This is a genomic window from Kribbella italica (assembly GCF_014205135.1).
Classification (GTDB): Bacteria; Actinomycetota; Actinomycetes; order Propionibacteriales; family Kribbellaceae; genus Kribbella; species Kribbella italica.
Map to the genome: position 1 here is coordinate 1,884,967 of NZ_JACHMY010000001.1, position 13,507 is coordinate 1,898,473.

Sequence of the window (13,507 nt, forward strand, 5' to 3'; positions counted from 1 at the left end):
AGCAATTACTTGATCTTTGAAGCTGCGGCATTGTCGAGCAGCCACACGGTGCGTTCTTTCCCTTGCGGAGTGGCGGCTGGTACGTCGCCGCCGGAAAGCGCGGTCTGTACGGCGTCGGCCTTGTCCTCGCCGGCCACGACGAACCAGATCTCCGCCGCGTGCGCCAGCGCGGGGAAGGTCAGCGAGACGCGGGTCGGCGGGGGCTTGGGGGAGTCGTGCACAGCCACCGCTGTGGTGTCGTCGATCGTGAGCTGGGGGAAGCCGGGGAAGAGCGAAGCCACGTGCCCGTCAGGCCCGACGCCCAGCATCACCAGGTCGAAGGCCGGGACCTGCGCCGTCTCGCCCGAGGCCGAGGCCGAGGCCGCGGCGGCCGCCGCCAGTTGCTCGGCGTACGCTGTGGCTGCTGCTTCCGGGCCCTGGCCGGTGTCGGCAGCCATCGCGTGGACCTTGTCCGGGTCCAAGTCCACCTTCGACAGCAACGCGTCCCACGCCTGGGTCGCGTTGCGCTCCGGGTCGCCGTCCGGCAGGAAGCGCTCGTCACCCCACCAGAACTCGACGCGCTGCCAGTCGATCGCCGTCCGGGCGGCGGAGTCGGCCACCGCCCGGTAGACGGCCGACGCGACGCGACCGCCGGTCAGCACGACGTGGGCCACCCTGCCGCCGGTCTGCGCGTCGGTCAGCCGCGTGACGAACCGAGCGGCCACCGCGGCCGCCAGCGCGTCGGCGTCCGGAGCCACCTGAACAGTCGGCGCACTGCTCATGAGCGCCCGGCCACCTTCTTGACAGGCTTCTTGGCAGCGGCCTTCTTCGCGGCGGTGGTCTTCTTGGCCGTCGTCTTCTTCGCCACGGCCTTCTTCGACGGCGCCTTCTTCTTCGCGTCGGCCGCGTGGGCCTCCAGCGCCGACGAGGCCGCCTTGCCGCTCACGACCGCCGTACGAACCGCTGCCTTCTCGGCCGCCGACTGCGCCGACCGCCGGTCGGCCGCGCTGACCTTCTTCGCGTCGGCCGGCATCGCCTCCCGCTCGACCATGCACGCCAGCGTCTGCGCGTACACGTCGTCCGGATCGAGTCGCCGCAGCTCCTCGCTCAGCAGCTCCGACGGCGTACGCCGCTTGAGCGCCACCGGACGGTCGGGCTGACCAGGAACGCTGAACGTCGCGATCGATCCGTCCGGCCGGCTCAGCTGGATCGGACCAGCCGGCGTGAACATCCGTACGGCGGTCAGCCCCGGTCCCCGCGAGGTCTTCTGCTCGACGGCCACGCCCAGCTTGCACTGCAGCCACGCCGCCATCAGGTCGGCGCTCGGGTTGCCCTTCGCCGATACGACCTCCGCGCCCGTGACGTGTGCCGGGTACTGGTCCAGGGCGGCCGCCATCAGCGCGCGCCACGGCGTCAGCCGCGCCCACGCGAAGTCGGTGTCGCCCGGCTTGTACCCCTCGGCCCGCGCCGGGAAGTCCACCGACGCCCGGCGGGTCGCCGCGGCGTCGGTGACCCGGCGCCGGCCGAGCTTGCCCAGCGGGTCGGTGGCGGGCACCTTCGGCCCACCGCCCGGCCACCAGACGATGACGGGGGAGTCCGGCAGCAGCAGCGGGGTGACGACCGACTCGGGCACCTTCGCGAGCTCGCCGTGCAGCCGCAGCAGCACCGCCTCGCCCGGAACGCCCTCGCCGACCCGGACCTCCGCGTCGAGTCCGCCTTCACCGCGGCCCGGCCGCAAGATCGCCACCAGCACGCGCGACGGGTGCTCGCGGCCGGCCTCGTTCGCGGCCTTCATCGCGTCGTGGTGGGACGACTCGTCGACGACCACCACGATGGTGCCGACCATGCCCATGGCCGGCGAACCCGCGTTGCGGCGGGCCTTCAGCAGCGCCGACGCGATCTCGCTCGACGTCGTACCGGTCAGGTCGATGATCATGGCCGCCTCCAGGCGCGTCCGTCGCGGGCGAGCATCTCGTGGGCGGAGTCGGGGCCCCAGCCACCGGAGTCGTACTGCTCCGGCTGACCGTGCTCGGCCCAGAAGTTGATCACCGGGTCGAGGATCTTCCAGCCCAGCTCGACCTCGGTGTGCTGGGGGAACAGCGGCGGGTCGCCGAGCAGCACGTCGAGGATCAGCCGCTCGTAGGCCTCCGGAGAGGACTCGGTGAACGACCCGCCGTAGGCGAAGTCCATGTTCACGTCGCGGATCTCCATCATCGTGCCCGGCACCTTGGCACCGAAGCGCATCGTGATGCCCTCGTCCGGCTGGATCCGCATCACCAGGGCGTTCTGCCCCAGCTCCTCGGTCTCGGTCGCGGTGAACGGCAGGTGCGGTGCGCGCTTGAACATCACCGCGACCTCGGTCACCCGGCGGCCCAGGCGCTTGCCGGTCCGCAGGTAGAACGGGACGCCCGCCCAGCGGCGGGTGTCCACGTCGACCCGCATCGCGGCGAAGGTCTCGGTCGCGGACGACTTCGGGATGCCGTCCTCCTGCAGGTAGCCCTTGACCTTGGTGCCACCGGCCCAGCCGGCGGCGTACTGACCGCGGGCGGTGTGCAGGTCGAGCCGCTCGGGCAGCCTGACGGCCGCGAGCACCTTCTTCTTCTCCTGCCGCAGCGACCACGCGTCGAAGCTGACCGGCTCCTCCATCGCGACCAGCGCGAGCAGCTGGAGCAGGTGGTTCTGGATCACGTCGCGGGCCGCGCCGATGCCGTCGTAGTACCCGGCCCGGCCGCCGATGCCGATGTCCTCGGCCATCGTGATCTGCACGTGGTCGACGTAGTGGCTGTTCCAGACCGGCTCGAACATGGCGTTGGCGAACCGCAGCGCCAGCATGTTCTGGACGGTTTCCTTGCCCAGGTAGTGGTCGATCCGGAAGACCGCCTCGGGCGGGAAGACCGACTCGACCACCTGGTTGAGCTCGCGTGCGCTCTTCAGGTCGTGGCCGAACGGCTTCTCGATCACGACGCGCCGCCAGGAGCCCGGCGTCTCGTCGGCGAGGCCGTGCTGCTTGAGCTTCTCCACCACCTGAGGGAAGAGGCCCGGCGGGATCGACAGGTAGAACGCGTGGTTGCCGCCCGTACCGCGGTTGACGTCCAGCTCGTCCACGGTCTCCCGCAGCCGCTTGAACGCCTCGTCGTCGGTGAGGTCGCCCGGCACGAACCGGAACCCCTCGGCCAGCTGCTGCCAGACCTCTTCGCGGAACGGCGTGCGCGCGTGCTCCTTGACGGAGTCGTGCACGATCTGCGCGAAGTCCTGGTTGGTGAAGTCGCGCCGGGCGAACCCGACCAGCGCGAAGCCCGGCGGCAGCAGCCCCCGGTTGGCCAGGTCGTAGATGGCCGGCATCAGCTTCTTGCGGGCCAGGTCGCCCGTGACACCGAAGATCACCAGGCTGGAGGGCCCGGCGATCCGGGGGAGCCGCCGGTCCTGGGGATCCCGCAGCGGGTTCACCGGGCCGGTCGGCTCTTCTTCGAGTTCAGCGGTCATCGGCCGCTTGCCTCCGACTTGTCATGGGCGTCGAGTAGAGAGATGAGCTGCTGTACGCCGGCCTTCGGGTCGGTCAGGTGCAGCCGCAGCACCGGCCGGCCGCGCTCGGCCAGGACGCCGGCGTCACCCGCGGCCTGCGCCGAGATGAGCGTGCCGAAGGTGAACGGCCGGTCCGGGATCTCCACGTCGGTGGACTCCGAGGTGGTGATCTGCAGGAACACGCCCTGCGGGTGTCCGCCCTTGTGGTACTGGCCGGTCGAGTGCAGGAAGCGTGGGCCCCAGCCGAAGGTCACCGGGCGGCCGGTCTTCGCCGCGAGGGCCGGGCGGATCGCCATCAGGTTCTCGTCGCGCTCGGAGTCCAGGTAGGCCATCACCGCCAGGTACCCGTCGTCGGCGAGCTGACCGAGCAGCGCGTCGAGCGCGCCCTCGGCGGTGTCGACACCGTCGAGCAGGCCGTCGGTCCCGCGAACCTCCACGGCGCCGTCGGTGAAGGCGGCCGCCTCGGGCTCGGGCTGCGCGTCGAGCAGACCACGCGCGGCCTTCTTGGCGCTCTCCACGTCCGGCTGGTCGAACGGGTTGATCCCGAGCAGGTACCCGGCGACCGCGGTCGCCGTCTCCCAGAGCAGGAACTGCCCGCCGAGCGAGCCCGACGTCAGTGCGGTCGGTACGTCGCTGTTCGCCTTGTCGGCCAGCAGTGCGTGCACCAGATCGGACGCCGTGCTGTGCAGTTCGGGCGCGTGCACGCCCTTCACCGCGACCGGCAGGATGCCTTTGCCGTTCTTGCCGGTGCTCTCGGCGATCAGCTGCTCGGCCCAGTCCGGGAAGCCGACGATGTCGGAGCCCTCGGCCGCGATGATCGCCTTGTCCCGGCCCGCACTGGCAGCCAATACGGCGCCGAGCACGAGCGCCGGGTTGTCGGCGGAGTCGGCCTGCAGCGCAGGAGCGGCCTCGGCCGCCTGGTCGAGCAGCTCGGCCACATCCGCACCGGCCAGGGCCGACGGGACCAGACCGAACGCGGTGAGCGCGCTGTAGCGCCCACCGACGTGCGGGTCGGCCAGGAAGGTCTTGCGGTAGCCCTCGTCGGCCGAGAGCTTCTCGAACGGCGAGCCCGGGTCGGTGACCACGACGACCCGCGAGGAAGCGTCGAGGCCCGCGTCGGTGAAGGCCTTCACGAAGACCCGGCGCTGGCTGTCGGTCTCGACCGTGCCGCCGGACTTGCTGGACACGACGATGACGGTGCGCTGCAGGTCGCCGGCCAGCGCGCGGGCGATCACGCTCGGGTTGGTGGAGTCCAGGACGACCAGCTCGACGCCGGCCGTCCGGGTGATCACCTCCGGCGCGAGCGACGAGCCGCCCATGCCGGCCAGGACGATCCGGTCCAGACCCTCGGCCCGCAGGTCGGCCTGCAGAGCCTCGATCTCGGCCAGCAGCGGCCGGGACGAGTCGTGCAGGTCGACCCAGCTGAGCCGGATGGCCGACTCGGACTCGGCCTCCGGACCCCAGATCGTGGCGTCCTTGGCGGCGATCCGGGAGGCGATCTTCTCCGACACCAGCCGGTCGATCGTCGAGGCCCAGTCACCGTTGGCGGTGCTGACCGCGGGAGTGCTCACTTGGCCGCCGCCTTGAGGGCCGCGGTGACGGTGTCCTGCAGCTCCGACCAGGAGGCGTCGAACTTGCTGACGCCCTCGTCCTCGAGCACCTGCACCACCTCGTCGTACGAGATGCCGAGCTTCTCCAGGTCCGCGATCACCGTGCGGTCCGCCGCGTAGTCGCCGCGCACGGTGTCGCCGGTGATGTCGCCTTCCTTGGCGACGGCGTCGATCGTTGCCTGCGGCATCGTGTTGACGACGCCGCGGGTCACCAGCTCCTCGACGTACATGGTGCTCTTGTACGCCGGGTCCTTGACGCCGGTCGAGGCCCACAGCGGCCGCTGCGGCTTGGCGCCGGCGGTCTCGATCGCGCGCCAGCGGTCCGAGGCGAAGATCTCCTCGTACGCCTCGAAGGCGAGCCGCGCGTTGGCGATCGCGGCCTTGCCCTTCAGGGCCTTCGCCTCGTCCGTCCCGATGGCGTCGAGCCGCTTGTCCACCTCGGTGTCGACCCGGCTGACGAAGAACGAGGCGACGCTGCCGAGCTTGGTCACGTCGTGCCCGTTGTCGAGCGCCTTCTCCAGGCCGGTCAGGAACGCGTCCGCGACCGCCTGGTAGCGCTCGAGCGAGAAGATCAGCGTCACGTTCACGCTGATCCCGGCGGCCAGCGTCTCGGCGATCGCCGGGATGCCTTCCTTGGTGGCCGGGATCTTGACGAAGACGTTCTCGCGGCCGACGATCTCCCACAGCTCCTTGGCCTGGGCGATCGTCTTCGCGGTGTCGCGGGCCAGCCCGGGCTCGACCTCGATCGAGACCCGGCCGTCGACACCGTCGGTGTCGTCGTACACGGGCTTGAACAGGTCCGCGGCGTTACGGACGTCGTCGGTGGTGATCACCCGGATCGCCTGGTCGGTGGACACGCCCTCGGCGGCCAGCCGCTCGACCTGCTCAGCGTAGGCGTTCTTGTCCGAGATCGCCTTCGCGAAGATCGTCGGGTTGGTCGTCACCCCGCTGACGTGCTGGTCGTGGATGAGGGCGGCCAGGCTGCCGCTGGTCAGCCGCTGACGGGAGAGATCGTCGAGCCAGATCGAGACGCCGGCGTCGGCGAGGTCTTGCAAACGGTCGTTCATTGTCCGAAGCCTCCGAGTTTCTGTGGTTGTCAGTTGGCGGCGTAGGTGTCTGCCGGACCGACCGGTCCGGCCGCGGCACGTCCTGCCGGTACGCCGCTGCCACCGAGCTCGGCTGCCGCGGCAATGCTGTCCTTCGCGGCCTGTACGACGGCGTCGGCGGTGATGCCGAACTCCGTGTACAGCCGCTTGTAGTCGGCCGAAGCGCCGTAGTGCTCCAGGCTGACGCTGCGCCCGGCGTCGCCGACGATCTCGCGCCAGCCGAGCTTGATGCCGGCCTCGACCGAGACCCGCGCCTTGACCGCGGCCGGGATGACCGAGTCGCGGTAGGCGTCGTCCTGCTCGTCGAACCACTCGCGGGAGACCAGCGACACGACGCGGGCCTTGATGCCCTCGGCGGCCAGTGCCTCGCGGGCCTCGACGGCCAGCTGCAGCTCCGAGCCGGTGCCGATCAGGATCACGTCGGGCGTGCCGTCGGTGTCGAGCAGTGTGTACCCGCCCTTGTGCACGTTCTCGGTGGTGGCGTAGCCGTCGGTCCCGCGCGGGAAGGTCGGCACGTTCTGCCGGGTCAGCACCAGGCCGGCCGGGCGGTCGGTGTGCTCGAGGATCGTCGCCCAGGCGGCGGCGGTCTCGTTCGCGTCGGCCGGGCGGACCACGTCGAGGCCCGGGATCGCGCGCAGGGCCGCGATGTGCTCGACCGGCTGGTGGGTCGGGCCGTCCTCGCCGAGGCCGATCGAGTCGTGCGTCCACACGTAGGTGACCGGCAGCTTCATCAGCGCGGCCAGCCGCACCGACGGGCGCATGTAGTCGCTGAAGGTGAGGAAGGTGCCGCCGTACGGGCGGGTCCCGCCGTGCAGGGCGATGCCGTTCAGCACCGCGCCCATGCCGTGCTCGCGGATGCCGAAGTGCAGGACGCGGCCGTACTCGTTGCCCTGGAACTCCTTGGTGGCGTGCTCGGCCGGGATGAACGACGGCTGGCCCTTGGGGGTGGTGTTGTTCGAGCCGGCCAAGTCGGCCGAACCGCCCCACAGCTCCGGCAGCTCCGGCGCGACCTTGGTCAGCACCTCGCCGGAGGCCGCGCGGGTGGCGACACCCTTCGCGTCGGCCTCCCAGCTCGGCAGCACGTCCTTCCAGCCGGCCGGCAGCTCACGCCGGCCGAGCCGGTCGAACAGCGCGGCCGCCTCGGGGGCCGCCGTGCGCCAGGCGTCGTACTTGGTGGTCCACTCGGCCTGCTCGGCCGTGCCACGCTCGACCGCCAGGCGGGTGTGCGCGATGACCTCGTCGGCGACCTCGAAGGTCTGCTCCGGGTCGAAGCCAAGCACCTCCTTGGTCGCGGCGACCTCGGTGGCCCCCGCGGCCGAGCCGTGGATCTTGCCGGTGTTCTGCGCGTTCGGCGCCGGCCAGCCGATGATCGTGTGCAGCCGGATGAAGGTCGGCTTGTCGGTGACGGCGCGGCCGGCCTCGATCGCGTCGTACAGGGCCTGGACGTTCTCCTCGTACCCCGTGCCGCCGTTGGTCCAGTCGACGTCGTGGACGTCCCAGCCGTACGCCGCGTAGCGGGCGGCGACGTCCTCGGAGAACGCGATGTTGGTGTCGTCCTCGATGGAGATCTTGTTCGCGTCGTAGATCACCGTCAGGTTGCCGAGCTTCTGGTGCCCGGCCAGCGACGAGGCCTCGGACGAGACGCCCTCCTCGAGGTCGCCGTCGGAGGCGATCACGTACACCTGGTGGTCGAAAAGACTTTCCCCACTGGCCGTCTCCGGGTCGAACAGACCACGCTCGCGGCGGGCCGCCATCGCCATGCCGACCGCGTTGCCGACGCCCTGGCCGAGCGGGCCGGTGGTCGTCTCGACGCCGGGGGTGTGGCTGTACTCCGGGTGGCCCGGGGTCGCGCTGCCCCACGTCCGCAGGGACTTCAGGTCGTCCAGCTCGAGGCCGAAACCGGCCAGGTACAGCTGGATGTAGAGGGTCAGGCTGGAGTGCCCGGCCGACAGAACGAAGCGGTCGCGACCGGCCCAGTGCGGGTCGGCGGGGTTGTGCCGCATCACCTTCTGGAACAGCAGGTACGCGGCCGGGGCGAGGCTCATCGCCGTTCCGGGGTGGCCGTTGCCGACCTTCTCCACGGCGTCCAGCGCGAGGACCCGCACCGTGTCGACCGCGCGCTGGTCGACGTCGGTCCATTCAAGCTTGCTGGTGGTCTTCTCCGTCACGCCGGCGGCGCTCCTCTCGCTGTTGTTTTTGTCGGCCGATCTTGTTCGTATTTCCTCGGCCGACAGGCCTGCACATCACCATGAGCGAGCCTACTCGTAAGCCTTCTGATCGCCTTTCATCCCTCGCAACCCGAATGTCGCCCGTGTTGTTCCCCGTGGTGTTCCCGAGGGGGTGGTTCGGGACCTCCTACGGGCCGTCGTAGACTGTCGAACCGTCAGCGCCGGTCCCCGGCGTCAAGCCCATTGAGTTCGAGGTGTTCGTGACGGCCGTCGACCCGCGTCCAGCCGCGACGACGTCGTACCCGGCGCCGCTGCCGACCGAGGCTGCATCCCCCGAGGTGACCAGCCCGTCGGTACGCGACGTGATCAAGGCGTACGTCGGTCTGACCAAGCCGCGCATCATCGAGCTCCTGCTGATCACGACCGTGCCGGTGATGTTCCTGGCCGCCGGGGGAGTCCCCGGGCTGGGCGTCGTGGCCGCCACGCTGGTCGGCGGGATCCTCGCCTCCGGCAGCGCGAACACGATCAACTGCGTGCTCGACCGCGACATCGACGAGCAGATGCGCCGGACCCGGCGCCGCCCGCTGCCGCGGCACGCGGTCAGCCCGCGCTCGGCGATGGTCTTCGGGATCGTGCTCGGCGTGCTGGCCACGCTGGAGCTCGGCTTCTTCGTCAACTGGCTGTCGTCGGTGCTGGCCCTGGTGGCGAACCTGTTCTACGTGTTCGTCTACACGATGGTGCTCAAGCGCCGGACCGTGCAGAACATCGTCTGGGGCGGGATCGCCGGCTGCTTCCCGACCCTGATCGGCTGGACCGCGGTCACCAACGACCTGGCCTGGACGCCGCTGGTGCTGTTCGGCGTGGTGTTCCTGTGGACGCCGCCGCACACCTGGGCGCTGGCCATGCGCTACCGCGAGGACTACGCGTCGGTCGACGTACCGATGCTGCCGGTGGTCGCCACTCCGGTCGCGACCGCGCGCCAGATCCTGGTCTACAGCATCCTGATGGTGATCACGTCGCTCGCGCTGTGGCCGGTCGCGGACACCGGTTTCGTCTACCCGCTTGCGGCGGTCGTGCTCGGCGTGGTCTTCCTGCGCGAGGCCTTCGCCCTGCTGGCCCGGGCCAACACCGGCGCCGAAGGCGCGGCCCTCCGCCCGATGCGCCTGTTCCACTTCTCCAACATCTACCTGGCGCTCCTGTTCATCGCCGCCGCGATCGACCCACTGCTGCACTGATCCACTGGTTGCTGTCGGCACGCGTCCGGGAGCGCAGAGTCCTCCCGTTGACCTGTGCGGCTCGCGGTGCTGCCATGGGGTGGTCTGTGGAGCCACACTCCACCCTGGGGAGGCAGGACACTAGGGGGAACTAGTGGGGGTTACCAAAGCACGTCTGGCTGCTGTCTCGGCGGCCGTGCTGGTCGGGTCGGTTCTGGTGGCCGCTCCGTCCGAAGCAACCGGCGGTGGAAAGCTCAAGCCGGTCGTCACCGGCATCGACTCGCCGCGTGGCGTCTCGACGTTCTGGTCGAAGATCATCTACAGCACCGGCGACGGCTCGGTGTGGGAGGCCTGGTCCAGGGGCCGGAAGATCCGCAAGCTCGGTACGGTCCCAGGTGGTTTCGCACCCGCCATCGACACCAACGCCTGGGGTACGACGTACGCGCTGACCGGTGCCGGCGGCGAACCGGGAGCACCGCCCACCCCGGGCTCGTCGACGCTGTACAAGCTGCGGCCGGGCAAGGCGCCGCTGAAGATCGCCGACATCGGCAAGTACCAGGTGAAGGACCCGGACCCGTACGACCAGGAGAGCAACCCGACCGAGAGCAACCCGTTCGGAGTCGCGGCCCTGCGGGACGGGACGGTGCTGGTCGCTGACGCCGCAGGCAACGACCTGCTGCGGGTCTGGCCGAACGGGCACATCAAGACCGTGGCCCGGCTGAAGCCGCGCACGATCAAGGTCCCGGCGGGCTACCCGCCGCCGCCGGCCTTCCCGCCGGCCGGTACGCCGGTCGTCAGTGAGGCCGTCTCCACGTCGGTCACGGTCGGCTCGGACGGCTACTGGTACGTCGGCGAGCTGCGCGGGTTCCCGGCCACGCCGGGTACGTCGCAGATCTGGAGGATCAAGCCGGGCTCGGTGGGCGCGACTTGTGACCCGTACAAACCGAACAAGGGCAACTGCCAGCGCTGGGCCGACGGCTACACGTCGATCGTCGACCTGGCCGGTGGTCCGCGTGGTGCGATCGCCGCCGTCCAGCTGGCCCGCGACAGCTGGCTGCGGTGGGAGGTGAGCGGTCAGCCGAGTGCTGTCGGCTCGCTGATCGTCCAGTGGCCCAACAAGTGGCACAACGGCGGTCCTCGCAAGGAGGTGGCCCGCGGCAAGCTTCAGCTGCCCGGTGGCGCGGCGTGGAGCAGATGGGGTGACCTGTACGTCTCGTCGCCGCTCTTCGGCCCAGGAGCGATCTACCGCGTGAGGTAGACCCTCCCCGAACAGCCCGGGGCGTCCGGCCGTCTCACCCGGCCGGGCGCCCCGGGTGCTGTCCTAGGTCGCGGGCGTTCCGCGTTCGCCGTACACGGCGGTGACCAGCGCGATCAGTACGGCGGCGAAGAACATGTGGATCAGCACGAGCACCCAGGGCAGGCCGGTGAAGTACTGGGTGAAGCCGACCACGCCCTGCAGCAGCTCCATCGCGAGCAGCCAGGCGGCCAGCTTGCGCAGCGTCCGCGAGGTCGCGGTGACGCGGGTCGCGATCACCAGCGCGATCGAGACGCCGAGCAGCGCGAACACCACGTCGGCGTGCAGCTGGCTGATCAGCTCCTCGTCGAAGCCGTTCCGGCCGGTCTCGGGATCGCCCGAGTGCGGGCCGGCACCGGTGACAAGGGTGCCGAGGGCAACGGCCAGCCAGACCGCCACCACCGAGGCGGTCGCCAGCGCGCGGACCACCGGGGGAGTGTGCGGGTAGGGACTCGTCCGCGACCGGCGCATCATCGACACGGTCAGCGTGATGATGATCGGCGAGACCAGGAAGTGCGCGGACACGATCCACGGGTTCAGCCCGGTGAGCACGCTGACGCCGCCGATCACGGCCTGCAGCGGGACGCCCAGCGCGGCCGCGGTGGCCAGCCGGCGCAGGTCCTTGCGCTTCGGCCGGTACCGCATGACGGCCAGCCAGGTGCCGATCGCGACGATCGCGACCACGAACCCGAGCATCCGGTTGCCGAACTCGATCGCACCGTGCATCCCGAGCTCGGGGTGCGGCACGTACGACGAGTCGGTGCACGACGGCCAGGTCGGGCAGCCGAGTCCGGAGCCGGTCAGCCGGACCAGCCCGCCGGTCACCACGATGCCGATGTTGACGATCACCGACGCCCAGCCCCAGCGCCGGACGACGTCCAGGCTCGGCTCGGGCACCAGACGCCAGAATCCGGTGACGGGCGGCTCGCTCGCGGGGGCCGGGATCTCGGTGCTCATCACCGGCACACTCTAATGTGCCTCCCAGAAGGAACAGTGATGGGTGGTGGCCGCGTCGATGCGGTGTTCGCCACGCGGGGTGAGCGCGGTCACGTACGGCGTCCTGGTCGTGTAGCGCGGCCAGTCGGCCCGCCCCGACCGCGCGAAGCTGGTCCAGTAGCCGATCATCCGGTCCCCGAGCCGCCGCTGCGCCGTGCTGAGTTCGACCGGCGCGAGACCGTCGTACGGTCCGCCGGAACGGAGGCCGAACAAGTACGCGAGTTCGGCGGCGTGGGAGGCGCCCGGCGGCAGATCGTTGAAGAACGGCGTGTACGTCGGGGCGGTCCGGTCGGCGAACTCGTATCCGTAGGTCGGGGTGTACCGGCTGAGCGCGCGAGTCGTCTGCTGCTGAGGGCAGGCAAAGATCCGGTCCGTGTCCAGGGAGGCGAAGGCCAGGGCGGGGTCAGGGGAGGCCGGGTACTGCTTCTCGACCTGCGCGGCGTCCTTGCCGAAGGTCTGTCGCAGGACGGACCGGTACGTCGCCGCGTCGATGTTCTTGCCCAGCAGGTACTGGACGAACATCGTGGTGAAGCGCGCCTCGTCACTGGTGTTGCCGGACAGCACCGGCACGCGGTTGAATCGGCCGGTTCTCAGTGCTTCCGGGCCGTCCAGCGGCAAGGCTCTGGTGCCGCTGGTGGGTCCGAAGCCGAAAGCAGGGTCGAGCAGGTCGGCTGCCGGGAGGGATCGCAGACAGTCGAGCGGACGGTCCGCTGTGGCGCACTTGCCGCCGGCCACCTTCCGCGCGGTCTCCTGACCGGCCTGATGGGATTCGGCGAGTGAGGCGAACGGAATGCTGTCCCGGACGGTGTGAACCGGTCCGCCGACGCCCGCCGAGGTCGGCACGCCGAGGTGGCAGGAGCCGCTCTGCATGATGGCGCGCTGGAACAGGCCGCGGGCGGTCGGGGAAACCACGTTGGCGCAGACGTCCACGCCACCGGCCGACTCACCGAACAGCGTGACGTTGTGGGGGTCGCCGCCGAACAGCCTCGCGTTGTGCTGCACCCAGCGCAGGGCGGCCTGCTGGTCGAGCAGACCGTACGTGCCGGAGTCGGCGAGACCGGGATGACCGAAGAAGCCGAACAGGCCGAGCCGGTAGTTGAGCGTGACGACCACGACGTCCCCACGATCGGCCATCCGGGCGGGGTCGTACTCGCCGCCCTGGCCCATCGCGTTGCCGCCGCCGTGGATCCACACCATCACCGGGCGGGGTCCGCTGACGCGGCGGGGGCGGGTCACGTTCAGATACAGGCAGTCCTCGGTCGACCCGGGGAGCTGCTTGCCGTTGGAGAGCTGGGGGCAGGGAGCGGGCTGCTGGGTGGCGTCGCGAATTCCGGTCCACGGTCTGGCCGGCGCGGGCGGTCGCCACCGCCGGGCACCGACCGGCGGCGCGGCGTACGGAACGGCTGAGTAGCGGTCGACGACACCGTCGCTGGTGCCGCGGACCACTCCGCCGGTGGTCAGGGTGACCGGTCCGGCGGTGGCCCCTGTCGCTGACGAGCAGAGGGTGGTCACCAGGACGGCTGCGATGGCTACTGCGGTTAGTTTGGTTCGCATGAGTCCACTGTTGTGCGGAGGCGCGGCACGGCGTCACTGACTTTCGTCCGGACCTTTTGGACGA

General features: G+C 70.5%; 10 protein-coding genes. 2 read left to right on the forward strand and 8 right to left on the reverse strand.

Annotated elements, in window-relative coordinates:
• Nucleotides 1-5: 5 nt before the first annotated feature.
• The 6 genes from pgl to tkt are packed head-to-tail and all read right to left on the reverse strand — an operon-like array spanning nt 6 to nt 8,385.
• Complete coding sequence (gene pgl, locus HDA39_RS08845; protein ID WP_184794744.1) at nt 6-761, reverse strand: 6-phosphogluconolactonase; 756 nt, start codon at nt 759-761, stop codon at nt 6-8.
• Nucleotides 758-1,915 carry a glucose-6-phosphate dehydrogenase assembly protein OpcA gene (locus HDA39_RS08850; protein WP_184794745.1) on the reverse strand — a complete coding sequence of 386 codons (1,158 nt, stop codon included), beginning with the start codon at nt 1,913-1,915 and terminating at the stop codon, nt 758-760. The genes pgl and HDA39_RS08850 overlap by 4 nt, the downstream gene beginning before the upstream one ends.
• Nucleotides 1,912-3,462 carry a glucose-6-phosphate dehydrogenase gene (gene zwf, locus HDA39_RS08855; protein ID WP_184794746.1) on the reverse strand — a complete coding sequence of 517 codons (1,551 nt, stop codon included), beginning with the start codon at nt 3,460-3,462 and terminating at the stop codon, nt 1,912-1,914. Before zwf ends, HDA39_RS08850 begins: the two co-directional genes overlap by 4 nt.
• A complete protein-coding gene (locus tag HDA39_RS08860; protein ID WP_184794747.1) occupies nt 3,459-5,072 on the reverse strand; it encodes a glucose-6-phosphate isomerase in 1,614 nt (537 codons plus the stop codon). Before HDA39_RS08860 ends, zwf begins: the two co-directional genes overlap by 4 nt.
• The gene (tal, locus tag HDA39_RS08865; RefSeq protein WP_184794748.1) at nt 5,069-6,178 is read right to left on the reverse strand and encodes a transaldolase; all 1,110 of its coding nucleotides are present in this window, start codon (nt 6,176-6,178) and stop codon (nt 5,069-5,071) included. The genes HDA39_RS08860 and tal overlap by 4 nt, the downstream gene beginning before the upstream one ends.
• A gap of 29 nt (nt 6,179-6,207) precedes the next feature.
• On the reverse strand, nt 6,208-8,385 hold the full coding sequence (gene tkt, locus HDA39_RS08870; RefSeq protein ID WP_184794749.1) for a transketolase: 2,178 nt from the start codon (nt 8,383-8,385) through the stop codon (nt 6,208-6,210).
• A gap of 254 nt (nt 8,386-8,639) precedes the next feature.
• On the opposite strand from tkt, the gene HDA39_RS08875 reads away from it, so the two are divergent.
• Both HDA39_RS08875 and HDA39_RS08880 read left to right on the forward strand, forming a co-directional pair.
• Complete coding sequence (locus HDA39_RS08875) at nt 8,640-9,620, forward strand: heme o synthase (protein WP_420488714.1); 981 nt, start codon at nt 8,640-8,642, stop codon at nt 9,618-9,620.
• A 133-nt stretch (nt 9,621-9,753) separates the two neighbouring features.
• A complete protein-coding gene (locus HDA39_RS08880) occupies nt 9,754-10,857 on the forward strand; it encodes a ScyD/ScyE family protein (protein WP_184794750.1) in 1,104 nt (367 codons plus the stop codon).
• Between the two features lie 63 nt (nt 10,858-10,920).
• On the opposite strand, the gene HDA39_RS08885 is transcribed toward HDA39_RS08880, so the two are convergent.
• Entirely contained in the window at nt 10,921-11,850 is a 930-nt protein-coding gene (locus tag HDA39_RS08885; protein ID WP_184805749.1) for a COX15/CtaA family protein, read from the reverse strand.
• Nucleotides 11,851-11,862: 12 nt separating this feature from the next.
• The gene (locus HDA39_RS08890; RefSeq protein ID WP_184794751.1) at nt 11,863-13,443 is read right to left on the reverse strand and encodes a carboxylesterase/lipase family protein; all 1,581 of its coding nucleotides are present in this window, start codon (nt 13,441-13,443) and stop codon (nt 11,863-11,865) included.
• Nucleotides 13,444-13,507: the final 64 nt, after the last annotated feature.